This is a genomic window from Streptomyces sp. NPDC107538 (assembly GCF_055657445.1).
Genome location: NZ_JBVKAY010000002.1, coordinates 297,954 through 319,989 on the forward strand (window position 1 = coordinate 297,954; position 22,036 = coordinate 319,989).

The window sequence follows — 22,036 nt, forward strand, 5'->3', positions numbered from 1 at the left end:
GTTAGGCTGCCCCCATGACCGCCGACGCTCTGTTCGATCAGGCCCTCGTCGAAGAGGCCACCAAGAAGTCCGGGCTCGTGTGGGTGCGGGGGCCTGGTGTCGCCTCGCGTGCTCTGTGGCACGTGTGGCACGAGGGTGCGGCGTGCGTGGTCGGTGACGGGCCCGGTGAGCAGCCGTTGCCGGGGCTGGTCGACGGGGGGTCGGCCGTGGTGACCGTGCGCAGCAAGGACAAGGGCGGGCGGCTGGTCAGCTGGGCCGCGAGCGTCGTCGAACTGGCCCCCGGCTCTCCCGAGTGGGAGGCCGTCGTGGCCGAGCTGAAGGGCAAGCGGCTCAACGCCCCCGACGGTGAGGCGATGCCGGCCCGCTGGGCCCGCGAGTGCCGGGTGCTCCGCCTGAAGCCGACGGGGTCGACCCTGCCGCTCCCCGACGACGACCTGGCGGAGGCCCCGCTCCCCACCCCCGCGACGACCCGCCGCCCGATCCCGGCAGCGGTACCGCGCCTCCTCTTCGGCCGCCGCAAGCGCAAGCCCTGAGGGCCGGCCGGCCCGCGTCCGACGCCGGGACGCCGCTCGGCAGCGGGCCCCTGTCAGGGTCCCGGCCCGCTCGGCACCGCCGGATCCCGCCACGGTGGCTGATCGCCGCCGGGGCGGGGAGAGACGAGCCGGCGGAGACGGACAACCGTGCGGTCGGCCCGCCCCTGAGCGCCGGGCCACCGCGGCACACCCACGCGCACGGGGCCCGGCCGTCCGGGTGCACGGCGCGGCCGTTACGGCGACACGGCATACCCACGCGCACCTCCCAACCCCGTCGACACCACGCCGCATCCCAGGCGCGCCCTCACGCCCCACCGGCACCACGCCACATCCCACGCGCGGCCTCACGTCCCACAGGCATCGCGCCGTATCCCACGCGCGACTCACGCCCCACCGGCACCACGCCACATCCCACGCGCGGCCTCACGTCCCACAGGCATCGCGCCGCATCCCACGCACGACTCACGCCCCGCCGGCACCACGCCGCATCCCACGCGCGGTCACATCCCGCCGGCACCGCACCGCGACCCACGTACGCCCTCACGGCCCGCCGTCGGCGCGGCCCACCGACCCCGGGGGCCCGGCCCCCGTACGCCCCCGCGCAGCCCCTCCCCGGACTACGACGTCGGCAGCTGCTTGCCGTAGTCCACCACCGACTTCTCGTCCGGTTCCTCCAGGGTGAAGCTCTTGCCCCAGTCGGTGAGGAGGATGGTTCCGGCGTCGCCGGCGCGGACGAGGCGGAGGGGGTAGGGGGTGCCTTCGAGGGAGACGTCGAGGGTGCCGCCGGAGCCCTTGTCGCCGGTGATGCGGATGGTGCGGGTGCCGGACTGCTCGTGGTGGCCGTCGGTGGACAGCGTGCCGTGCAGGGTGAGGAGGCTGTTGAGGAGGACGTCCTTGTCGGTGAAGCCGCTGAAGCGCTTGTAGGCCGGGTCGCCGGTCGGCACCTTCACATACATGCCGTCCAGCTTGTCCGCGGCGGCCGTCTCCGAGTCTTCGTCGCCGCCGTCCTTCCCGGAGTCCTGGTGGTCCCAGAAGTCCGCGTCGGCCTTGAGGAAGAGGTGCTCGCCGACCTTCAGCAGCCGGAAGGTGGACCCCTCGGACGTCACCGAACCCGTGCCGCCGTCCTCCTTCAGGCGCATGTCCAGCTTGTAGATCCTGCCGTTGCTCACCACGGCCCCGGACAGCCGGACCGTGTCCGCCGCCGTGGCCGCCGCCTTGGTCGTGCTCTGGATCTTCGCGGGCTCCAGCTTGCCGACCCCGTTGGTCCCCTCGTTGGGATCCTCGCTGCACCCGGTGAGCCCCAGCCCGCTCGCCACGAGGGTGCAGACGGCGCTCACCAGTGCGGCCCTTCGGGTACGGGGAATCACAGTCACAGGCGATGCACCTCTTCGTGGGGAGTCCAGGCGTACCGCAGAGTACCGGGGCTCTCGGCCCACCTCGGCGCCAGTCCGTCCGCACCGCTCACCAGGGCATATCCGATCGGGACGGGCTAGCCTGAAGCCCTCCTCGACGGACAATCCCCTCGCGACGGGACGGAAAGGGGCGGCTCATGGCGGCGGTGGCGCCCCGGATCTTCGTCTCCCATCTCTCCGGCGTCGCCGTGTTCGACCCGAACGGCGACCAGGTGGGCCGTGTCCGCGATCTGGTGGCCATCCTGCGGGTGGGGCGCAAGCCGCCGCGGCTGCTCGGTCTCGTCGTCGAACTGTCCACCCGCCGCCGGATCTTCCTGCCCATGACCAGGGTCACCGGCGTCGAGTCCGGCCAGGTCATCACCACCGGCGTCCTGAACGTGCGCCGCTTCGAACAACGGCCCACCGAGCGCCTGGTCATCGGCGAACTGCTGGACCGTCGCGTGACCCTCGTCGAGACCGGCGAGGAGGTGTCCGTCCGCGACATCTCGGTGCAGCAGCTGCCGGCCCGCCGGGACTGGGAGATCGACCGGGTGTTCGTACGGAAGGGGAAGGCCGGAGCCTTCCGGCGGCACAAGGGCGAGACGCTGACCGTGGAGTGGTCGGCGGTCACCGGGTTCTCCCTGGAGGAGCACGGGCAGGGCGCCGAGAACCTCCTCGCCACCTTCGAGCAGCTCCGCCCGGCCGACCTCGCCAATGTGCTGCACCACCTCTCCCCCAAGCGCCGGGCCGAGGTCGCCGCCGCCCTCGACGACGACCGGCTCGCGGACGTCCTGGAGGAGCTGCCCGAGGACGACCAGATCGAGATCCTCGGCAAGCTCAAGGAGGAGCGGGCCGCCGACGTCCTGGAGGCCATGGACCCGGACGACGCCGCCGACCTCCTCGCCGAACTCCCCGAGGAGGAGCAGGAACGCCTGCTGACCCTCATGCAGCCGGACGACGCGGCGGACGTACGGCGGCTCATGGCGTACGAGGAGAAGACCGCCGGCGGTCTGATGACCACCGAGCCGATCGTGCTGCGCCCGGACGCGACCGTCGCCGACGCGCTCGCCCGGGTCCGCAACGCCGACCTGTCCCCCGCGCTCGCCGCCCAGGTGTACGTGTGCCGGCCGCCGGACGAGACCCCGACCGGCAAGTACCTCGGCACGGTCCACTTCCAGCGGCTGCTGCGGGACCCGCCGTACACCCTGGTCGGCTCGATCCTCGACGACGATCTCCAGCCGCTGGACCCGGAGGCCGCGCTGCGCGCCGTCGCCGGGTTCTTCGCGACGTACGACATGGTCGCGGCGCCCGTGGTCGACGAGAGCGGCTCGCTGCTGGGCGCGGTGACCGTGGACGACGTCCTCGACCACATGCTGCCCGAGGACTGGCGGGAGACGGAGTTCCATCTCCACGAGGAGGAGAACGGGGGCGTCACGGGCGGCGCCGGCGTCGCGGCCGACGGCGAGGGGGCGACCGTCGATGGCTCCTGAACGGGACCGGCGCGAAGGGCGCGAAGGGCGGCACGGAGGCTGGGACGTGCGGCACGGCGGGCGTGAGGGGCGGGACGGGCGCAACTCGGGGCGGGAACGGGCGCACTCCGGCACCGGCGCACGCGAGCGCACGACCTCGCCCTCCGGGGCGCCCGCGCGGGAGCGCACGCTCTCCGGGGCCACCGCCCGCCCGCGTACACGGCTCGATCAGCCGCTGCCGCGCCGGGCCAGGCTGCTGCCCGAGTGGGACCCGGAGGCCTTCGGACGGCTCTCTGAGCGGATCGCGCGGTTCCTGGGCACCGGACGGTTCATCGTCTGGATGACCGTCGTGATCATCCTGTGGGTGGTGTGGAACGTCTCCGCGCCGCGTGACCTGCGCTTCGACACCTATCCCTTCATCTTCCTGACCCTGATGCTCTCGCTCCAGGCGTCGTACGCCGCCCCGCTGATCCTGCTCGCGCAGAACCGCCAGGACGACCGCGACCGGGTCAACCTGGAACAGGACCGCAAGCAGAACGAGCGGTCGATCGCCGACACCGAGTACCTGACCAGGGAGATCGCCGCGCTGCGGATCGGTCTCGGTGAGGTCGCCACCCGCGACTGGCTGCGCTCGGAACTCCATGACCTGGTCAGGGAGCTGCACGAGCACGACGGTGAGGGCTCGCGCGCGAACCGGACGGTATTCCCGCCGGAACACCCCCGCGGACGTGACATGGGCGACCGCTGACAGGGCTCCCAGGGGCCCCGCGCAGCGCCGTACCATCGTCCTTATGGCTACGGAAGACGCGGTGCGCGAAGCACTGTCGACGGTGAACGACCCCGAGATCAACCGCCCCATCACCGAACTCGGGATGGTCAAGTCGGTGGAGATCGGTGCGGACGGAGCGGTCGCGGTCGCCGTGTACCTGACCGTCTCCGGCTGCCCCATGCGGGACACGATCACCCAGCGCGTGACCGAGGCGGTCGCGGCCGTCGAGGGTGTCACCCGTGTCGACGTCGAGCTGGACGTGATGAGCGACGAGCAGCGCAAGGAACTGGCGGGCGCGCTGCGCGGCGGCCAGGCCGAGCGCGAGGTCCCGTTCGCCAAGCCGGGCTCCCTCACGCGCGTGTACGCCGTCGCCTCCGGCAAGGGCGGTGTCGGCAAGTCCTCGGTGACGGTGAACCTGGCGGCCGCCATGGCCGCCGACGGACTCAAGGTGGGCGTCGTCGACGCCGACATCTACGGCCACTCCGTGCCCCGCATGCTGGGCGCCGACGGCAGTCCCACCCAGGTCGAGAACATGATCATGCCGCCGTCCGCGAACGGTGTGAAGGTCATCTCGATCGGCATGTTCACCCCGGGCAACACCCCGGTCGTCTGGCGCGGCCCGATGCTGCACCGCGCGTTGCAGCAGTTCCTCGCGGACGTCTACTGGGGCGACCTGGACGTGCTGCTCCTCGACCTTCCGCCGGGTACGGGCGACATCGCCATCTCGGTGGCCCAGCTGGTCCCGAACGCCGAGATCCTCGTCGTGACGACCCCTCAGCAGGCGGCGGCGGAGGTCGCCGAGCGCGCCGGGTCCATCGCCGTGCAGACCCACCAGAAGATCGTCGGTGTCGTCGAGAACATGGCGGGCCTGCCCTGCCCGCACTGCGACGAGATGGTCGACGTCTTCGGCACGGGCGGCGGCCAGTCCGTCGCCGACGGCCTCACCCGCACCACCGGCGCCACCGTCCCGGTCCTCGGCTCCATCCCCATCGACGTCCGCCTCCGCGAGGGCGGCGACGACGGCCGCCCGGTCGTCCTCTCCGACCCCGACTCCCCCGCCGGCTCCGCCCTCCGCGCCATCGCGGGCAAGCTGGGCGGCCGCCAGCGCGGCCTGTCGGGCATGAGCCTGGGAATCACCCCGAGGAACAAGTTCTAGAGCGCCTAACGACGATGAGGGGCACCGCAGCACAACTCAGCGGTGCCCCTCAAAACTACGCGTACCCCTCGATGTCCTTGATCACGGCGAAGCCGAGCCCGTACGCGCTCATCCCTCTCCCGTACGCCCCCACATGCACCCCCTCCGAGGTAGACCCGGCGAGCACCCATCCGAACTCGGACTCGCGGTAGTGGAACGGCGTCGGCACCCCGTCCACGGGCAGGGACAGCGTCGACCAGTCCTCCCCGGCGAGATCGTCCGCCAGGACCCACGCGGCCTCGGTCTGCTGGTCCAGCCAGTCGTCACGCAGGGAGTGGTCCAGCTGTCCGGGCCACGTGAACGACAGCAGCCCCACGCCCGCGAGCCACGCCGCCGAGGAGACCGACGTGGCCTCCAGCAGCCCCGTACCGTCGGCGCTCCTGCGGGACGGATTCGCCGCGACGGTCACCACGACCGCGAACCGCTCCTTGGCCTCGTCGTCCGACCCGGCGGTGTACTCGTTGCGCACCGAGGGCTCGTCGCCGTGTCCGATCGAACCGTGCTCGACGGCTCCTTCCGCCGACGTACCGACCTGCATCAGCCAGCGCGGTCCCGTGAAGGCCTCGTCGAGGCCGTACCACGGGAAGGGCGCCAGCAGATAGCCGTCGACCGTGCGACGGGCGGAGGGGACCTGTTGTCCACCCTCCGCGGCCGACGCCTGCGCGCCTACCCGACTCGTCGTCTCCATGTGCCCGGACGCCTCCTCGCTCTCGACGGACCGGAGCGGCCGCCCGCCCCCCTCGGGCGTCGTCGCTCGCTCTCCTACGGTCCGCACAACAACTGGGCAGCATAGCCACAGCTCTCCGAGCAGCAGGGAAAGCGCCCGGCGCGTGGGACGGCGTACGGGCGGCTTCAGGCCCTACGAGGGTGCGTCACGGTATGAATCACGTCACGTCCGGGGGCGCGGCGACACACGGGCGTACGGCACGGAAGGGCAGGTCGGAGGCGGTACGGACGGCTCGCGGGCGCACGGCGGCGGCGCGTGCGACGGCCGGACGGGCGGCGACCTGACGTATTGGGGGCCGGGCGCGCTGGGCCGGGCGTACGGCTCAGGTGGCGTCCATGTCGTACGGCGGACGCTCGTCGCGCTCGGCCTTCTTGGTCATGTCGATGGCTGCGCCGGACGAGGCGGACCCGGAGCCCTCGGAGCCGGAGCCGATGGCGGCGGCGGAAGAGGAGGACGATGACGAGGCGGAGGAGGAGGACGACTCGGACTCGCTGCCGTGGACGGCGTCCGTCAGCTCGGCCATCTCCTTCTTCAGGTCGAAGCCGTTGCGGATCTCCTTCAGCCCCAGCTCGTCGTTGTCCAGCTGCTTGCGGATGAACGTCTTGGGGTTGAGGTCCTCGAACTCGAAGTCCTTGAACTCCGGCCCCAGTTCGCTGCGGATGTCCGCCTTGGCGCTGTCCGAGAACTCGCGGATCTTGCGGATGGTCCGCGTGACGTCCTGGATCACCTTCGGGAGCTTGTCCGGACCGAAGACGAGCACGGCGAGGACGACGAGCGTCACCACCTCGAGCGCACCTATGTCATTGAACACCTGAAGCTCCTTGCGATGTCCTCGGTCCCGTTCCGCGGGCCTCGGCAGGTCTTCCGTGGTCCGGGCCGGATCCACGGTACCCGGCGATCCCGTCGAACCGGTACCGTCGGGCGGCTCCGGACCGCACCCGGGCGACGGGTTTTCCCAGCTGTTTGCCTGACAGGAGGGGGTGCGGGACCCCCTCCTGTGAAGTTGCTGTCACTACGCGCCGCCGTCCTGGCCGCCGTGCCGCGGTCAGGCGCCGCCGGACGAGCCGAGGGTGAGGGTGACCGTGCGCTCCCTGCCGTCGCGCTGGAGGGTGAGTTCCAGGCGGTCGCCGGGGCGGTGGGCGCGGACCTTGACGATCAGTTCGTCGCCGGAGTGCACGCGCTGGCCGTCGACCTCGGTGATGACGTCACCGGAGCGGATGCCCGCCCGGTCGGCGGGCCCGCCCGAGGTCACCCCCGTGCCGTCGCCGTCGTCCTCGTCACCGACCCGGGCGCCGTCGCCCGAGTAGTCCATGTCGAGGGTGACACCGATCACCGGGTGGGTGGCCTTGCCGGTGTTGATCAGCTCCTCGGCGACGCGCTTGCCCTGGTTGATGGGGATCGCGAAACCGAGCCCGATCGAACCGGCCTGCCCACCGTCCGACTCCGAGCCGCTGCCGGCCGAGCGGATGGCGCTGTTGATGCCGATCACCCGGGCCTTGCCGTCGAGGAGGGGGCCGCCGGAGTTCCCCGGGTTTATGGGCGCGTCGGTCTGCAGCGCGTCCACGTACGACACGTCACTGACGTCGCCGCTCTCGCCGCCGGCCGTGATGGGCCGCTCCTTGGCGCTGATGATGCCGGAGGTGACGGTGTTGGCCAGGTCGAAGGGGGCGCCGATCGCGACGACCGGGTCGCCGACCTGGACCTCCTCCGAGTTGCCGAGGGGCAGCGGCTTGAGCCCGCTGACGTTGGACACCTTGACCACGGCGAGGTCATAACCGGTGTCCCGGCCGACGATGGTGGCCTTGGCGGTCTCGCCGCCGCTGAACGTCACCGATATGTCGCCGTCGGTGCCGGCGGGGTCGACGACGTGGTTGTTGGTGAGGATGTGGCCGCGCTCGTCGAGCACGAAGCCGGTGCCGGTGCCCTGGGCGCTGTCGCCGCTCACGTGGAGGGTGACGACGCCGGGCAGGGCGCTGGCGGCGATCCCGGCGACGCTGTCGGGGGCCCGGCCCGTCACGCCGTCGCTGGTCTGCGGCAGTTCGATCGCCCCGACTCCGCCGTTCCGCTCCAGATACGCGCCCACGGCCCCGCCGATGCCTCCGGCCACGACGGCGATCAGCAGCGCCCCGACCAGCAGGACCTTCCCTCTCCCCCGCCGCCGGGTGCCGCCGCCCACGGCGGCCCCGTTCTGCTGCAACGACCCCGACCCGGCCCAGGGGTCGTAGTTCTGCCAGGGCCCCTGGAGCTGGTGGCCTCCGGCGACCTGCGTGGGCTGCGCGTGCTGCGAGGACTGCACGTGCTGCGTGGGCTCGGCTCCACCGGCGTAGGGCGGCGGCACCGGCTGGGCACTGCCCGCGTGGGAAGGCGGCATCGGCTGGGCCCCGCCCGCGTAGGGAGGCGGCGCCGCGTCGCCGAAGGGCGGAGGGCCCGGCTGGGACGGGTACGCGTAGGAGGCGCCGGGGGGCTGGGACGCGTCGGGGTAGGGCGTTGCCGCGGCCCGGGACGCGTCCGGGAAGGGAGCGGCGGCCGCCACCGCGGGCTGCGCGGTGGTCGACGGTACGACGGTGCCGTGGGCCGGGGGCACGGGCGAGGTCGCATCGCTGTGCGCCGCCACCCCCACCATGGCGGGCACGTCGTGCGCCGGCGCCGCTGGCTGCGTGTCCGTGCCGTGGGCGGGAGTCGTCGCCGGGTGCTGCACCGGCGGAGCGGGCGCCCAGGGGCCGGGCTCGCCGTACGGCGGGGTGCCGTAGGGATCGGGGGCGTGCAGCGGCTTGGGGCGCTCAGAGGGCGCTTCAGAGGCGCTCAGGGCACCCTGCACGCCCGTCGGCCGGGCCTCGGCAACGGCGGCCGCGTCCACGACGCCGGTCGCGGGGGCGACCGCAGAGGTGGCAGCGACCGCGCCGGCACCGGAACCGACCCCAGCGGCGTCGGCCGCCGAACCCCCTGGCTCGGCCACCGGAACGCCGCTCTCGGCCGACGAGTCGCCCGGCGGAACCGCCGCGACACTGGGCTCGGCCGCCGAGCGATAGAAATCGACCCACGAGTCACCCGACCCGACCGACGCGACACCGGACCCGGCCGACGAACCGCCCGAATCGGCCGAAAGGTCACCCACCTCAGACGACGCGACACCCACCTCAGCCGACGAACCACCCGAGTCGACCCACGACTCACCCGACCCGACCGCCGCGACACCGGACCCGGCCGATGCAGCACCCGAGTCGGCCGACAGGTCACCCACCTCAGACGACGCAACACCCACCTCAGCCGACGAACCACCCGAGTCCGCCGACGAGTTGCCCGGACCAACCGGCGAACCGGCCACCGCAGTCGCCGAACTCGCCTCGTCCGCCTCGTCCGGCCCCGCGTTCGGCGCGGCCGGTCGCTCCAGTTCGAAGTCTCCGTCCATGTCGACAGCCGTGTCGGCGATCGACGTGGAGCGGGGCTGGAGCGCTGATTCGGCATCCGGGCGGGCCAGTTCGAAATCGGAGCCCAGGTCGGGCCCGGTCTCGGTCCGGGTGTCGGCCTCACCGGAGGCCGGTGCCGTCACCGGCGCCGACACCGGACGCTCCAACTCGAAGTCGCCCTCGGGGTTTCCTTCACGACCCGCCCCCGCGGACACCCCGTCGGCCCCCGTCGCGCCGTGCGCCCGGGGGCGGCTCCACCATTTCGCCTTCGTGGGCTTCCCCTCGTTCATGTTCTCCCCACACCTGGGGCCCGCCCCAAGGACCGGCCCGCCGCCCACCGTTCGCCGAGTGCCGCGGGCCGGAACCGGCCCGAGCGGACACGGCCCACTCCGGATTCAACCAGGTTCACGGGCCGGTGCGCAGAACTCGGGGTCAGCGGAGGACGGGCGAGGTGGGTGTGGGAGACGAGGTGGCGTCGGGTGCCGTCAGCAGGCCCGGTCCGGTCAGCTCGGGGGCCGGGGACCAGTCGGTCAGCTGCAGCGGAGGCGCGGCGGTGAGCGGACGTATGAGCGGGGAGATGACGGCCGCACCGGCGAGCACGGGCGCGGTCAGCGGGTGGATCTCCCGGCGGTTCTGCCCGGCCGGGGCAGGGACCCCGGGCAGCAGGGGCGCGGAGATCTCCGTCGGGGCGACGGGCACCTCGCCCAGGGACTGCTGGCCCTGTCCGAGCAGCGGCCCGAGGGTTCCCCGGCGGCGCTGCGACTCGGGCTGCGGAACCGTGCCCGAGGCCTGGGTCCGCAGCGGGGTGACATTGCTGCCGGAGCCGGAGCCGCCGCGGGCGTCCGCCGTCTCGGCGGGCATTCCGTTGGTCACGCCGCCGAGGGCGATCGCGGCCAGCGAGACCGCGCCGGCCGCCACGAAGGCGAACCGCATGCCGCGTGAGGCGGAGCGCTCGGCCTCCTGCCGGCTCACGTCATGGATCCGAAAGCCACGGTCGCCCGTGGCCCCACGGCCCGTGCCGTCGTCGGCGGATCTCTCCGCACGGTCCGCGCGGCCCTCCGCGTCCCCGGAGCCGGAGAGGTCGCGTCCGCCGCCCAGGAAGCCGCGGTCGCCCAGCGCTCCGCGGTCGCCGAGGAAGCCTCGCCCGCTCAGGAAGCCGCGGTCACCGAGGAAGCCACGGCCGCCGGACGCTCCTCGGCCGCCGCCGAGCAGCCCGCGGCCCTCCGACGGCGTCAGCGCGCCGCCGTGTGGTCCCGACGGGAGGTATCCGAAGGAGTCGCCACCGGGTCCGAAGACGCCGAAGTCGGCGAAGTCCCGGGAGTCGGAGGGGTCCACGGGCAGGCCCGGCCCACCGGCCGTGCCCCCGAGTCTTCCGCCGAGGCCGCCGGGCAGCGGCGAGCCGCCCTCGCCGTCGCCGCCCGCCGGGAGCATCTGGAGGCGGGCCAGGAAGCTCTCGGAGGGAGGTGGCGGGGCGACCTCCGCGAAGACGTTCTTCAGGCGGCGCTGCTCGTCCGCCTCCGTCTTGCACTTCGCGCAGGTGGCGAGATGTGCCAGGACGCGGTCACGCGCCTCATGACCGAGCTCTCCGTCGACCAGTGCGGAGAGACGGTCTCCCAGGTGCTGCTCGGCAGGCGTAGGACGGGATCCACTCACGCGGTCGCGCCCCCTCCTCCCAGCACGGGCACCCGCGGCACCGTGAACCCGCGGCGCTGCTCGGCCCGGGCCTCCGGGGAGCGGTGCGCGAGGGCCTTGCGGAGCTGGGAGCGGCCGCGGTGGATCCGGGAGCGGACCGTGCCGAGCTTGACGCCCAGGGTCGCGGCGATCTCCTCGTACGACAGTCCCTCGATGTCGCAGAGGACGACGGCGGCGCGGAACTCGGGCGCCAGGGTGTCGAGGGCCTGCTGGACGTCGGCGTCGAAGTGCGCGTCGTTGAAGATCTGCTGCGGGGTGGGCTCGCGGCTGGGCAGGCGCTCGGCCGCGTCGTCCCCGAGGGCGTCGAAGCGGATGCGCTGCTTGCGCCGGACCATGTCCAGGAAGAGGTTGGTGGTGATGCGGTGCAGCCAGCCCTCGAAGGTGCCGGGCGTGTAGGTCGACAGGGAGCGGAAGACGCGGACGAAGACCTCCTGGGTGAGGTCCTCGGCGTCGTGCTGGTTGCCGGTCAGACGGTAGGCGAGCCGGTAGACGCGGCCGCTGTGGGTGCTGACGATCTCCTCCCAGGTGGGCGGAGTCCACGCCTGCGCGTGCGCGTCCGTGGTGAAGGTCGCGGTCTGTGCGACGGCGGCGTGGCTGTGGTCAGCGGTGTCGTTCACGGATTTCGGCCTGCCCGCCGATCCGAGAAAGCGCCGCAGCACTCCTCCCCGATCCACAGGCGCAGCCGCACCTCCCCTGTCGGCTCTGGTGGTGTCCAGTGGAGCCCCTACCATAGCCACCTCGCCCGTTAGCTCCGGATAAGCGGTTTTATAAGAAATTGATGTGCGTCGATCCGGCCCATAAGGCCGATCCGGCTCATAAGGCTTGGTCAGCACCTGCGTCGACACCTGCCCCGATGCCCGCACCTGCTCGCCGGTCCGATCCATCCCGTGCCCCCCGTCGCGGCCCCCGTCACTCACTCATCCCTTTAAACGACCGGTCCCATCAGCAGGTTCCCGACGGCAACGGATACAGTCACGCCCAGGCAATCCACGGGGACATAAGGAGAGGGTCATTACCGGCAACCGGCTGACGAGCTGGGCGTTCGCCGACGCCTTTGTCGCCGAGGACGACGCGCTGCGCTGGGCCCGGGAACGGGCCCGGGAGGCAGGGCTGCGCTCGGTGTCGCCCGGCACGGGCGCCGCGCTGCGGGTGCTCGCCGCCACCGTGGACGCGAAGGCGGTGGCGGAGATCGGGACCGGGACCGGTGTCTCCGGGATCCATCTGCTGCACGGTATGCGGCCGGACGGGGTGCTGACCACCGTGGACCCGGAACCGGACCACCAGCAGTTCGCCCGACAGGCGTTCCGCGTGGCCGGTTTCGCCAGCAATCGCGCGCGCTTCATTCCGGGCCACGCCCTGGATGTGCTGCCCCGGCTCGCGGACGCCGGGTACGACCTGGTCTTCTGCGACGGCGACCGGCTGGAGTGCCTCGACTATCTCGCTGAATCGTTGCGCCTGCTCAGACCCGGTGGCCTGGTCGCCTTCGAGGGCGTCTTCGCCAGTGGCCGCACCGTGGACTCGAACCCGCAGCCGACCGAGGTCATACGTCTGCGGGAGCTGCTGCGCACAGTCAGGGAGAGCCCTGAGCTGGTGCCGTCCCTGCTCCCGGTGGGCGACGGCCTGCTGTGCGCGGTCAAGCGCTGAGCCGCCGCCCCCGAACCCGACCGGCCCTCCCGCGCTCCCCCGGCGCCCCCTCTTCTCTCACCCCGGTACAACAGCGCCCCGGCACCGCCGGGTGCGGCGGTGCCGGGGCAACTGAAAGGGTATGGTCGCTACGCGCGTCAGCCGACGACCTTCTTGAGGGCGTCGCCGAGGGCGTCTGCCTCGTCAGGGGTCAGCTCGACGACGAGCCGACCGCCGCCTTCGAGCGGAACGCGCATGACGATGCCCCGCCCCTCCTTGGTCACCTCGAGCGGGCCATCGCCCGTCCGCGGCTTCATGGCCGCCATGCTCGTACCCCTTCCTGAAACCAGCTCATCGCCAAGCCGACGGCCCGGGAGGGCAGGCGCGGGCCCACCTGGGGACACGCGACACCGGCATCGAACACATTGCTTCCAGGCCATTATCCCGCATCTCATGACCCGATGACCAACATCGGTCGGCATCGCTTGGGCAACGCGCGCGAGCAAAACCACCCAATTCGGCGATGTGACTGCGATACTGCGCCGCCACATGGTCCCGGCTCGACGCTCGGCCATTGGTGATTCTTTGACGCAGGTCACACGTCCGGCACCGGTCGGGACCCGTGAACTCCGCCATGCTGTGCTGTGACGAGGGCGTACTGACCAGTACGTCCACGAGCCGCGACACCGGAGGGGAACCACCATGGCCGACACCGTGCTCTACGAGGTGCACGACGGACTCGCGACGATCACGCTGAACCGCCCCGAGGCGATGAACGCGCTGAACATCGCGGCGAAGGTGGCCCTGCGGGAGGCCGTGGAGGCCGCCGCCGGGGACGACGCCGTACGGGCGGTGCTGCTGACCGCCGCAGGGGACCGGGCGTTCTGCGTGGGGCAGGACCTCAAGGAGCACATCGGGCTGCTGGTCGAGGGCTCGGGGGAGGTCATGAGCACGGTCAAGGAGCACTACAACCCGGTGGTGAAGGCGCTCACCGGGATGGCGAAGCCCGTGGTGGCCGGGGTGAACGGCGTCGCCGCCGGCGCCGGCCTGGGATTCGCGCTCGCGGCGGACTACCGGGTGGTCGCCGACACCGCCTCCTTCAACACCTCCTTCGCCGGGGTCGCGCTCACCGCCGACTCCGGGGTCTCCTGGACCCTGCCCCGGGTGATCGGCCCCGGCCGGGCCGCCGATCTGCTGCTGTTCCCGCGCAGCATCAAGGCCCAGGAGGCGTACGAGCTGGGCATCGCGAACCGGGTCGTCCCGGCGGCCTCGCTGCACACCGCCGCCGAGCAGGTGGCGCGGATGCTGGCCTCGGGGCCGACGGTGGCGTACGCGGCGATCAAGGAGGCGGTGGCGTACGGGTTCTCCCACTCGCTGGCGGAGACGCTGGAGAAGGAGGACGAGCTGCAGACCCGGGCGGGGGCTTCGGAGGACCACCAGATCGCCGTACGGGCGTTCGTGAACAAGGAAGAGCCGAAGTACCTGGGGCGGTGACGGTCCGTGGGGCGCTGCGGGTCCGTCGTGGCCGGTCGCGCCCACGCGGCGGAGCCGCCCCGCTCCCCTAGAGGGGCGCGCTTCTCGCCACGCAGCTCTCCAAGTGGTCGTTGACCAGGCCGCACGCCTGCATCAGGGCGTACGCCGTGGTCGGGCCGACGAAGCGGATGCCTCTCTTCTTGAGGGACTTGGAGAGGGCGGTGGACTCGGGGGTGACCGCCGGGACGTCCGCGAGGGTGCCGGGGGCCGGGCGGGTCCTCGGGTCCGGGGCGTGGGACCAGATCAGCTCGTCCAGCTCGCCGGGGGCCCAGGTGGCGAGCTCGCGGGCGTTGGCGATCGTCGCCTCGATCTTTGCGCGGTTGCGGATGATGCCGGGGTCGCCGAGGAGGCGTTCCTGGTCGGCCTCCGTGAAGACCGCGACCGAGGCGATCTTGAAGTCGGCGAAGGCGGAGCGGAAGCCCTCGCGGCGGCGCAGGATGGTGATCCAGGAGAGGCCGGACTGGAAGGCCTCCAGGCAGAGCCGTTCGTACAGAGCGTCGTCGCCGTGCACCGGGCGGCCCCACTCCTCGTCGTGGTACGCCACGTAGTCCTCGGTCGACAGGGCCCAGGGGCAGCGCAGTGCGCCGTCGGCGCCGGCCAGGGCGGTGCCGTCGCTCATCGGTGGTCGCCCTCCTCCGGCTTGTCCAGCGAGATCGCGGGTGCCGTCCGGACACCCGCGAGCGCGGACTCCAGGTCGGCGATCCGGGCGTCCCGCTCGGCGATCTCCGCGCTGAGGCGGCCGAGGGCGTCGTCCACGTCCACCATGCGGTAGCCGCGGACGGCGAGCGGGAAGCGGAGCGCCTCGACGTCCGCGCGGTTGACCGGGCGGTCCGCCGGGAGCGGGTCCTGGAGCCGCTCGCCCTCGGCCTCCGGCAGCACCGCGTTGTCGCCGCCGCCCACGACGGCGAGCGTCACCGCGGCGACCACGACGGCGAGCGCGACGACCAGGAACAAGAACATGAACATCGCTGGGTCCCCTCGACTGTGTTCGGCTCCGATCGTGCCATGCGAGTCTGACAGCTAAGGTCGCAGGCGGTCGGGCGAGCCCGTCGATCCATGGAACGTACTGGGAGAGGTCACAGCGGATGCTCAGGCTGGGCAGGCGGGAATTCGGCCCGCACGAGCCGGTGATCATGGCGATCGTGAACCGGACGCCGGACTCCTTCTACGACCAGGGGGCCACCTTCCGGGACGAGCCCGCCCTCGCGCGCGTGGAGCAGGCCGTCGCGGACGGCGCGGCCGTCATCGACATCGGCGGGGTGAAGGCCGGGCCCGGTGAGGAGGTGACCGCGGCGGAGGAGGTGCGGCGGACCGTCGGGTTCGTCGCGGAGGTGCGGCGGCGGTTCCCCGAGGTGGTCATCAGCGTCGACACCTGGCGGCACGAGGTCGGGGAGGCCGTGTGCGAGGCCGGGGCGGATGTGCTCAACGACGCGTGGGGCGGTGTCGATCCGCGGCTCGCGGAGGTGGCGGCGCGGTATCGGGTGGGGCTGGTGTGTACGCACGCGGGTGGGGCGGAGCCTCGGACCCGGCCGCATCGGGTGGAGTACGACGATGTGATGGCCGATGTGCTGCGGGTGACCGTGGGGCTGGCGGAGCGGGCCGTCGCGCTGGGGGTGCCCCGGGAGTCGGTGATGATCGATCCGGGGCACGACTTCGGGAAGAACACGCGGCACGGTCTGGAGGCGACTCGGCGGTTGGGGGAGATGGTCGCCACCGGGTGGCCGGTGTTGGTGTCGTTGTCCAACAAGGACTTTGTGGGGGAGACGTTGGACCGGCCGGTGAAGGAGCGGGTGGTGGGGACCTTGGCCACCACCGCTGTGTCCGCCTGGCTGGGGGCTCAGGTGTATCGGGTGCATGAGGTGGCGGAGACCCGGCAGGTGGTGGAGATGGTGGGGGCGATCGCGGGGTGGCGGGGGCCCGCCGTTGCCCGGCGGGGGCTTGCCTAGATCTTTTTCGCCCCCGCCGCCCCTACCCGTCCCATCCCCAGGGGCTGCGCGCCCCTTTCCACCCCCGTCAAAGATCGGGGCTCCGCCCCGGACCCCGTTCGCGCAGTTCCCCGCGCCCCCTATTAGCGGCCTGCCTCCTTCGATACCAGGGCCACCGCCTCGTCCACGTCGTCCGTGACGTGGAACAGGGTCAGGTCCTTCTCCGCGGCTTTGCCCTGGGCGATGAGGGTGTGGGTGAGCCAGTCGACGAGGCCGCTCCAGTAGGACTCGCCGAAGAGGACGATGGGGAAGCGGGTGACCTTCTGGGTCTGGACGAGGGTGAGGGCCTCGAAGAGTTCGTCGAGGGTGCCGAGGCCGCCGGGGAGGACCACGAACCCCTGTGCGTACTTGACGAACATCATCTTCCGGACGAAGAAGTAGCGGAAGTTGAGGCCGATGTCGACGTACGGGTTGAGGCCCTGTTCGAAGGGCAGCTCGATGCCGAGGCCGACGGAGGTGCCGCCCGCTTCGAGGGCGCCCTTGTTGGCCGCCTCCATCGCGCCCGGGCCGCCGCCGGTGATCACGGCGAAGCCGGCCTCCACCAGGCCGCGGCCGAGCCGGACGCCCGCCTCGTACTCGGGTGAGTCGGCCGGGGTGCGGGCGGAGCCGAAGACGCTGATCGCGGGCGGGAGTTCGGCGAGGGTGCCGAAGCCCTCGATGAACTCCGACTGGATGCGCAGGACCCGCCAGGGATCGGTGTGGACCCAGTCCGAGGGACCGCCCGCGTCCAGCAGCCGCTGGTCCGTGGTGCTCGCCTGCACCTGGCCCCTTCTGCGCAGCACCGGCCCCAGCCGCTGCTCGTCCGGTGGCTGCTTCTTGCCCTCGGGGTTGCCGGTCGCCATGTCCGCTCCCTCCGCCGTGCTGGTGGTTCACCTCAGCGTAGATCCATACGGGTTACGGACGGGGGACGTGAGCGTGTCCGCCACGATCCGTTGTCCGGGACGCCCCTTCACCGGGACATCTCACGCCGTCAGCCAGGCCCTCAGCCGTTCCTCGCCGGTCAGGATCTTCGCCGTCTCCACCCGCTCGTCGCGCCGGTGCGCCAAGTGCGGGTTGCCGGGGCCGTAGTTGACGGCCGGGACGCCGAGGGCGCTGAAGCGGGAGACGTCCGTCCAGCCGTACTTGGGCTGCGCGGTGCCGCCGACGGCCTCGATGAAGGCGGCGGCCGCCGGGTGGGACAGGCCGGGCAGCGCGCCGGGGCTGTGGTCGTCGACGGTGAAGTCCTCCACCCCGCAGTCGGCGAAGACCTCGCGGACGTGGGCGATGGCCTCCTCCTCCGTGCGGTCGGGCGCGTAGCGGAAGTTGACCTTCACCACACAGGCGTCGGGGATGACGTTGCCGGCGACGCCGCCGGAGATGCCGACCGCGTTGAGGCCCTCGCGGTACTCCAGGCCGTCGATCACCGGGTAGCGGGGCTCGTACGAGGCCAGCTTGGCCAGGATCGGGGCCGCCGCGTGGATGGCGTTGGAGCCCATCCAGCCGCGGGCGGAGTGGGCACGCTCGCCCTTGGTCGTCAGCAGGACCCGCAGGGTGCCCTGGCAGCCGCCCTCGACCTCGCCGTCGGTGGGCTCCAGGAGGACCGCGAAGTCGCCCGCCAGCCACTCGGGGTGGGCCTCGGAGATGTGCTTGAGGCCGTTGAGGTCGGCGGCGACCTCCTCGTTGTCGTAGAAGACGAAGGTCAGGTCGCGGTTGGGGGCCGGGACGGTGGCCGCGATGCGCAGCTGGACCGCGACGCCGGACTTCATGTCGCAGGTGCCGCAGCCCCACAGGACGCCGTCCTCGTCGAGGCGGGAGGGGACGTTGTCCGCGATGGGGACCGTGTCGATGTGGCCGGCCAGGATCACGCGCTCGGCGCGGCCCAGGTCCGTGCGGGCGACGACGTTGTTGCCGTACCGGTCGACCGTGAGGTGGGGCAGGGCGCGCAGGGCGGTCTCGATCGCGTCCGCGAGGGGCTTCTCGGTGCCGCTCTCGGAGGGGAAGTCGACGAGCTGCGCGGTCAGCCGTGCGGCGTCCAGCGTGAGGTCAATGGGGGTCTCGGCCATGTCCCCGACCCTAACGCGCCGCCGGGGCGGGGCCGCCCGGCGAGTGGATCAGCTGTCTCCCGCCCCTGTGTTCACAAGTCCCACACGTGCGCCGTTACTCTCCAGTACCTTGGACCGCGTGCCAGAGCCGTACCCCTTCCCCCCAGCTCCCCGCCCTCGCCGTCGCGGCCGTCGTGTGCTGCAGTTCATGGCGGCCTTCGTCGTGCTCGCCGCGATCGGGGCGTATCTCACCGTGCAGTATCTGACCGGGGGGAACGGCACACCGCGGTGTGTGGTCGTGTCCGGGACGGACGACGGGCAGTCGTACGAGTTCACGCCCGAGCAGGCGGCGAACGCGGCGACGATCTCGGCGGTCGGCACCTCGCGCGAGCTGCCCGAGCGGGCGGTGACGATCGCGCTGGCGACCGCGCTCCAGGAGTCGGGCCTGCGGAACATCGCGCACGGCGACCGGGACTCCCTCGGCCTCTTCCAGCAGCGGCCCTCGCAGGGCTGGGGCACCGAGCAGCAGATCCAGGACCCGGTGTACTCGGCGGGCGAGTTCTACGAACACCTCGTGAAGGTCGACGACTACGAGCAGCTGCCGCTGACGGTGGCCGCCCAGCGGGTGCAGCGCAGCGGCTACCCGGAGGCGTACGCCAAGCACGAGCCCGACGCCACCCTGCTCGCCGCCGCGCTGACCGGCCGGTCGGCGGCCACGCTGACCTGCGAGGGGCGCCGGGAGACGACCGGCACCGGCACCACCTACGCGGGCGGGCCGGAGGCCGTGCGCGGCGCGCGCGGCCCCCAGGCCGTGCGCGGCGCGCTGGCGCGGGACTTCGGGGACGACGCCTTCGAGTCGGCCGGGGCGGTGGTGAGCGCCGAGGGCGGCGCCTCCGCGCAGGCGAGCCCGACGCCGAGTCCGAGCGCCTCCCCCGTCGCCGGGACCGTCACCATCCCCCTCAAGGACGCCGGGGACGCGGACCAGCTCCGGCAGCGCGGCTGGGAGCTGGCGCACTGGGCCGTGGCCAACTCCTCCCGGCTGGGCGTCGAGCGCGTCACGTTCGCGGGCCGGGAGTGGGTCGCCGAGGGCCGGGCCGGGGCGTGGCGGAAGGCCGAGGGCGTGACGGCCTCCACCACCGAGGTCCGAATCGTCACTGGACAGTAGGCCGCGCGGCTCACCCGTACGGGGCAGGCGCGGCGCGTCGAGTGGACGGGGTGCGCGGGATTTCACCTGCTCACCCCCGTCTGCCGGAATCCCTTGGGAGCACCGAGCCGTAAGGATTCAGCAGACTGTCGGACCGGATGGCGTTTGTCCGACTGAATCCGCATTTGATGATGTGACGCATTGCCAACTCTTTACGTCGGGCCGCCGCAACCTTCGCGGACTTCGAGCGGTAGTCACTGCGTCCGAGCCCGGAACGATCGACTCCGAGCGATCAACTCCCGGGCACGGTCGGACACTTCACGTCCTCTTCCGTTTCCGTACAGTCCGTCTAAGGAGCACCATGTCCCTCCCCCTGACCCGCCGGATCGCCCGTGCCGCGCTGCTGACCGCAGCGGGAGCGGCCTCCGTGGTCGGTGCGGCCGGCTCCGCGAGCGCGGCGCCCGAACTCCCGGCCACCCCGAACCTGGGCGGCCTGTCCGCCGTGGACGGGGCGAACGCCGGTAACACCGTGGACGGCGCGACGCAGAACGTCACCGGGGTCGCGAGCGACGCCGGCACCAAGGCGGCCAAGCAGACCCTGCCGACCGTGAGCAAGACCGGCGGGAAGGCCGTCAAGACGACGACGCCCGTCGCGCAGAAGGCCGCCGGGGAGACCGCCGGGTCCGCCGGCACCGTGCTGGGCGACACGACCAAGACGGCCACCAAGGGTGGACTGCCCACGGGGCAGCTGCCGGCCCAGAGCCCGCTCGGCTGACCTTCCGCACCGACGTTCCGTACGCCGAATCCGTACGCCGAAGGGGCCCGGGAAATCTCCCCGGGCCCCTTCGGCGTACGGTCGCGTACGGCTACGCCCGCCTGCGGCTACGCCTACGCCAGGCGCTCCACCGCCGCCGCCACCCGCTCGTCCGTCGCGGTGAAGGCCACGCGGACGTGGTGGTCGCCCGCCGTGCCGTAGAAGTCGCCGGGGGCCACGAGGATGCCGAGGCCCGCGAGGTGGGCGACCGTGGTCCAGCAGGACTCGCCCCGGGTGGCCCAGAGGTACAGGCTCGCCTCGCTGTGCTCGATGCGGAAGCCGTGCGCCTCCAGCGCCTCACGGAGGGCCTGGCGACGGGCCGCGTAACGGGCGCGCTGCTCCTGGACGTGCGCGTCGTCGCCGAGGGCCGCGACCACGGCGGCCTGGGTGGGCGCCGAGGTCATCATGCCGCCGTGCTTGCGGATCTGCAGGAGCGGGCCGAGGACCGCCGGGTCACCGGCGAGGAAGGCCGCGCGGTAGCCCGCCAGGTTGGAGCGCTTGGAGAGGGAGTGGACGGCGACGATGCCCTCGTACGAGCCGCCGTTGACGTCCGGGTGCAGGACCGAGACCGGGTCGGCGTCCCAGCCCAGCTCCAGGTAGCACTCGTCGGAGAAGATCAGGATGCCGTGCTCACGGGCCCAGGCCACGATCCGGGTCAGCTCGGGCCGGGAGAGGACCTTGCCGGTGGGGTTGGACGGCGAGTTCAGCCAGAGGAGCTTGAGGCCGGCCGGGTCCAGGGTGGTCGGGTCGTCGTAGACCTCGTACCCGGCGCGGGCGAGACGGGCGCCCACCTCGTACGTCGGGTAGGCCAGGCGCGGGTACGCGACCCGGTCGCCGGGGCCTAGGCCGAGCTGGGTGGGGAGCCAGGCGACGAGTTCCTTGGAGCCGACGATCGGCAGGACGTGGTGGTGGGTGACGTCCCGGGCGCCGAGGCGGCGCTCCAGCCAGCCCGTGATCGCGTCGCGCAGCTCGACGGTGCCCCAGACGGTCGGATAGCCCGGCGAGTCCGCCGCGGCCACCAGCGCTTTCTGGATCAGGTCGGGCACCGGGTCGACCGGGGTGCCGACGGAGAGGTCGACGATGCCACCGGGGTGCGCGGCGGCCGTCGCCTTGTACGGCTCCAGCTTGTCCCAGGGGAAGGTGGGGAGGCGGTCGCTGACTGCGGACACGGGATCTGGCTCACTTTCTCGTACGTCTTGCCGTACGTACGGCGAACGCCTCGGTCCCGTACGGCGATCATGGTGATCGGGGCGTACGGGACCGAGGCGGCGCGGATGCGGGCCGCAGGGGCCGTGCCCCGGGCCCGCGGCGTCGCTCTCAGGCCTGCGGCGGCAGTCCGGCGACGAAGGGGTGGTCACGCTCGATCAGACCGAGCTTGCTGGCACCACCGGGCGAGCCGAGCTCGTCGAAGAACTCGACGTTCGCCTTGTAGTAGTCCTTCCACTCCTCCGGGGTGTCGTCCTCGTAGAAGATCGCCTCGACCGGGCACACCGGCTCGCAGGCACCGCAGTCGACGCATTCATCCGGGTGGATGTAGAGGGATCGCTGCCCCTCGTAGATGCAGTCGACCGGGCACTCTTCGATGCACGCCTTGTCCTTGACGTCGACACAAGGCTGCGCGATGACGTAGGTCACGCTGTCGTTCCTCCTCGATAGGGCGCTGGCGGGCCTCCTCAGGCTCCGCCGCCTGGCGCGCGGGAGCGCGGCGTCGTCGATGCCCGCACCTAGTATCT

Annotated in this window: 22 protein-coding genes; 9 read left to right on the forward strand and 13 right to left on the reverse strand. The window is 72.3% G+C overall.

Features of this window, described 5'->3' with window-relative positions; all coding sequences use genetic code 11:
* Positions 1-14: 14 nt before the first annotated feature.
* Entirely contained in the window at positions 15-533 is a 519-nt protein-coding gene (locus ACZ7MG_RS07200; RefSeq protein WP_471387710.1) for a hypothetical protein, read from the forward strand.
* A 617-nt stretch (positions 534-1,150) separates the two neighbouring features.
* Here the strand turns inward: ACZ7MG_RS07200 and ACZ7MG_RS07205 are convergent.
* Positions 1,151-1,906 (reverse strand): hypothetical protein, encoded by a 756-nt coding sequence (locus ACZ7MG_RS07205; protein ID WP_471387713.1) that lies wholly within the window; start codon positions 1,904-1,906, stop codon positions 1,151-1,153.
* 176 nt (positions 1,907-2,082) lie between these two features.
* Here ACZ7MG_RS07205 and ACZ7MG_RS07210 point away from each other — a divergent pair, with 176 nt between their 5' ends.
* Genes ACZ7MG_RS07210 through ACZ7MG_RS07220 form a run of 3 tightly spaced genes read left to right on the forward strand, consistent with a single transcriptional unit; the run spans position 2,083 to position 5,318 of the window.
* Positions 2,083-3,414: a magnesium transporter MgtE N-terminal domain-containing protein gene (locus ACZ7MG_RS07210; protein WP_471387714.1), complete on the forward strand. Its 1,332-nt coding sequence runs from the start codon at positions 2,083-2,085 to the stop codon at positions 3,412-3,414.
* Complete coding sequence (locus ACZ7MG_RS07215; protein WP_471387717.1) at positions 3,404-4,141, forward strand: DUF1003 domain-containing protein; 738 nt, start codon at positions 3,404-3,406, stop codon at positions 4,139-4,141. Before ACZ7MG_RS07210 ends, ACZ7MG_RS07215 begins: the two co-directional genes overlap by 11 nt.
* 43 nt (positions 4,142-4,184) lie before the next feature.
* Entirely contained in the window at positions 4,185-5,318 is a 1,134-nt protein-coding gene (locus ACZ7MG_RS07220) for an Mrp/NBP35 family ATP-binding protein (protein ID WP_471387719.1), read from the forward strand.
* Between the two features lie 55 nt (positions 5,319-5,373).
* On the opposite strand, the gene ACZ7MG_RS07225 is transcribed toward ACZ7MG_RS07220, so the two are convergent.
* The 5 genes from ACZ7MG_RS07225 to sigE form a co-directional block, all read right to left on the reverse strand.
* Complete coding sequence (locus ACZ7MG_RS07225; protein ID WP_471387721.1) at positions 5,374-6,045, reverse strand: hypothetical protein; 672 nt, start codon at positions 6,043-6,045, stop codon at positions 5,374-5,376.
* Positions 6,046-6,406: 361 nt separating this feature from the next.
* Positions 6,407-6,895, reverse strand: a complete 489-nt coding sequence (locus tag ACZ7MG_RS07230) for a sec-independent translocase (RefSeq protein WP_471387723.1) — start codon at positions 6,893-6,895, stop codon at positions 6,407-6,409.
* Between the two features lie 234 nt (positions 6,896-7,129).
* A complete protein-coding gene (locus ACZ7MG_RS07235) occupies positions 7,130-9,781 on the reverse strand; it encodes a S1C family serine protease (protein WP_471387726.1) in 2,652 nt (883 codons plus the stop codon).
* 142 nt (positions 9,782-9,923) lie between these two features.
* A complete protein-coding gene (locus ACZ7MG_RS07240; protein ID WP_471387728.1) occupies positions 9,924-11,144 on the reverse strand; it encodes an anti-sigma factor family protein in 1,221 nt (406 codons plus the stop codon).
* Positions 11,141-11,842 (reverse strand): RNA polymerase sigma factor SigE, encoded by a 702-nt coding sequence (gene sigE / locus ACZ7MG_RS07245; protein ID WP_086755380.1) that lies wholly within the window; start codon positions 11,840-11,842, stop codon positions 11,141-11,143. Before sigE ends, ACZ7MG_RS07240 begins: the two co-directional genes overlap by 4 nt.
* 307 nt (positions 11,843-12,149) lie before the next feature.
* On the opposite strand from sigE, the gene ACZ7MG_RS07250 reads away from it, so the two are divergent.
* On the forward strand, positions 12,150-12,827 hold the full coding sequence (locus ACZ7MG_RS07250) for an O-methyltransferase (RefSeq protein WP_471388283.1): 678 nt from the start codon (positions 12,150-12,152) through the stop codon (positions 12,825-12,827).
* Positions 12,828-12,964: 137 nt separating this feature from the next.
* On the opposite strand, the gene ACZ7MG_RS07255 is transcribed toward ACZ7MG_RS07250, so the two are convergent.
* On the reverse strand, positions 12,965-13,132 hold the full coding sequence (locus tag ACZ7MG_RS07255; RefSeq protein ID WP_003966491.1) for a DUF3117 domain-containing protein: 168 nt from the start codon (positions 13,130-13,132) through the stop codon (positions 12,965-12,967).
* 376 nt (positions 13,133-13,508) lie between these two features.
* Here ACZ7MG_RS07255 and chcB point away from each other — a divergent pair, with 376 nt between their 5' ends.
* Positions 13,509-14,300 carry a 2-cyclohexenylcarbonyl CoA isomerase gene (chcB, locus tag ACZ7MG_RS07260; protein ID WP_471387731.1) on the forward strand — a complete coding sequence of 264 codons (792 nt, stop codon included), beginning with the start codon at positions 13,509-13,511 and terminating at the stop codon, positions 14,298-14,300.
* 67 nt (positions 14,301-14,367) lie between these two features.
* On the opposite strand, the gene ACZ7MG_RS07265 is transcribed toward chcB, so the two are convergent.
* Positions 14,368-14,958: a DNA-3-methyladenine glycosylase I gene (locus ACZ7MG_RS07265; protein WP_471387734.1), complete on the reverse strand. Its 591-nt coding sequence runs from the start codon at positions 14,956-14,958 to the stop codon at positions 14,368-14,370.
* Entirely contained in the window at positions 14,955-15,305 is a 351-nt protein-coding gene (locus ACZ7MG_RS07270) for a DivIVA domain-containing protein (RefSeq protein WP_471387737.1), read from the reverse strand. The genes ACZ7MG_RS07265 and ACZ7MG_RS07270 overlap by 4 nt, the downstream gene beginning before the upstream one ends.
* A gap of 119 nt (positions 15,306-15,424) precedes the next feature.
* Between ACZ7MG_RS07270 and folP the strand changes: the two genes are divergently transcribed.
* Positions 15,425-16,285, forward strand: coding sequence for a dihydropteroate synthase (gene folP, locus ACZ7MG_RS07275; RefSeq protein WP_471387740.1), 861 nt, complete (start codon positions 15,425-15,427; stop codon positions 16,283-16,285).
* A 122-nt stretch (positions 16,286-16,407) separates the two neighbouring features.
* On the opposite strand, the gene ACZ7MG_RS07280 is transcribed toward folP, so the two are convergent.
* Together ACZ7MG_RS07280 and dapE are read right to left on the reverse strand one after the other, a co-directional pair.
* A complete protein-coding gene (locus ACZ7MG_RS07280) occupies positions 16,408-17,166 on the reverse strand; it encodes an LOG family protein (RefSeq protein WP_471387742.1) in 759 nt (252 codons plus the stop codon).
* A gap of 120 nt (positions 17,167-17,286) precedes the next feature.
* Positions 17,287-18,366 (reverse strand): succinyl-diaminopimelate desuccinylase, encoded by a 1,080-nt coding sequence (gene dapE, locus ACZ7MG_RS07285; RefSeq protein ID WP_471387745.1) that lies wholly within the window; start codon positions 18,364-18,366, stop codon positions 17,287-17,289.
* A gap of 187 nt (positions 18,367-18,553) precedes the next feature.
* Here dapE and ACZ7MG_RS07290 point away from each other — a divergent pair, with 187 nt between their 5' ends.
* Positions 18,554-19,510, forward strand: coding sequence for a VldE C-terminal domain-containing protein (locus ACZ7MG_RS07290; RefSeq protein ID WP_471387746.1), 957 nt, complete (start codon positions 18,554-18,556; stop codon positions 19,508-19,510).
* 340 nt (positions 19,511-19,850) lie between these two features.
* A complete protein-coding gene (locus ACZ7MG_RS07295; protein ID WP_471387749.1) occupies positions 19,851-20,264 on the forward strand; it encodes an ATP-binding protein in 414 nt (137 codons plus the stop codon).
* Positions 20,265-20,377: 113 nt separating this feature from the next.
* On the opposite strand, the gene ACZ7MG_RS07300 is transcribed toward ACZ7MG_RS07295, so the two are convergent.
* Positions 20,378-21,472 carry a bifunctional succinyldiaminopimelate transaminase/glutamate-prephenate aminotransferase gene (locus tag ACZ7MG_RS07300; RefSeq protein ID WP_471387752.1) on the reverse strand — a complete coding sequence of 365 codons (1,095 nt, stop codon included), beginning with the start codon at positions 21,470-21,472 and terminating at the stop codon, positions 20,378-20,380.
* A 148-nt stretch (positions 21,473-21,620) separates the two neighbouring features.
* A complete protein-coding gene (gene fdxA, locus ACZ7MG_RS07305) occupies positions 21,621-21,938 on the reverse strand; it encodes a ferredoxin (RefSeq protein ID WP_086754973.1) in 318 nt (105 codons plus the stop codon).
* Positions 21,939-22,036: the final 98 nt, after the last annotated feature.

Bases quoted from the DNA above. Each gene is read 5' to 3' on its own strand.
- folP (WP_471387740.1), top strand. From the start codon at position 15,425: ATGCTCAGGCTGGGCAGGCGGGAATTCGGCCCGCACGAGCCGGTGATC.
- ACZ7MG_RS07265 (WP_471387734.1), bottom strand. From the start codon at position 14,958: ATGAGCGACGGCACCGCCCTGGCCGGCGCCGACGGCGCACTGCGCTGC.
- ACZ7MG_RS07255 (WP_003966491.1), bottom strand. From the start codon at position 13,132: ATGGCGGCCATGAAGCCGCGGACGGGCGATGGCCCGCTCGAGGTGACC.
- ACZ7MG_RS07235 (WP_471387726.1), bottom strand. From the start codon at position 9,781: ATGAACGAGGGGAAGCCCACGAAGGCGAAATGGTGGAGCCGCCCCCGG.
- dapE (WP_471387745.1), bottom strand. From the start codon at position 18,366: ATGGCCGAGACCCCCATTGACCTCACGCTGGACGCCGCACGGCTGACC.
- ACZ7MG_RS07200 (WP_471387710.1), top strand. From the start codon at position 15: ATGACCGCCGACGCTCTGTTCGATCAGGCCCTCGTCGAAGAGGCCACC.
- ACZ7MG_RS07220 (WP_471387719.1), top strand. From the start codon at position 4,185: ATGGCTACGGAAGACGCGGTGCGCGAAGCACTGTCGACGGTGAACGAC.
- ACZ7MG_RS07290 (WP_471387746.1), top strand. From the start codon at position 18,554: ATGGCGGCCTTCGTCGTGCTCGCCGCGATCGGGGCGTATCTCACCGTG.
- ACZ7MG_RS07215 (WP_471387717.1), top strand. From the start codon at position 3,404: ATGGCTCCTGAACGGGACCGGCGCGAAGGGCGCGAAGGGCGGCACGGA.
- ACZ7MG_RS07295 (WP_471387749.1), top strand. From the start codon at position 19,851: ATGTCCCTCCCCCTGACCCGCCGGATCGCCCGTGCCGCGCTGCTGACC.
- ACZ7MG_RS07270 (WP_471387737.1), bottom strand. From the start codon at position 15,305: ATGTTCATGTTCTTGTTCCTGGTCGTCGCGCTCGCCGTCGTGGTCGCC.
- chcB (WP_471387731.1), top strand. From the start codon at position 13,509: ATGGCCGACACCGTGCTCTACGAGGTGCACGACGGACTCGCGACGATC.
- ACZ7MG_RS07225 (WP_471387721.1), bottom strand. From the start codon at position 6,045: ATGGAGACGACGAGTCGGGTAGGCGCGCAGGCGTCGGCCGCGGAGGGT.
- ACZ7MG_RS07210 (WP_471387714.1), top strand. From the start codon at position 2,083: ATGGCGGCGGTGGCGCCCCGGATCTTCGTCTCCCATCTCTCCGGCGTC.
- ACZ7MG_RS07280 (WP_471387742.1), bottom strand. From the start codon at position 17,166: ATGGCGACCGGCAACCCCGAGGGCAAGAAGCAGCCACCGGACGAGCAG.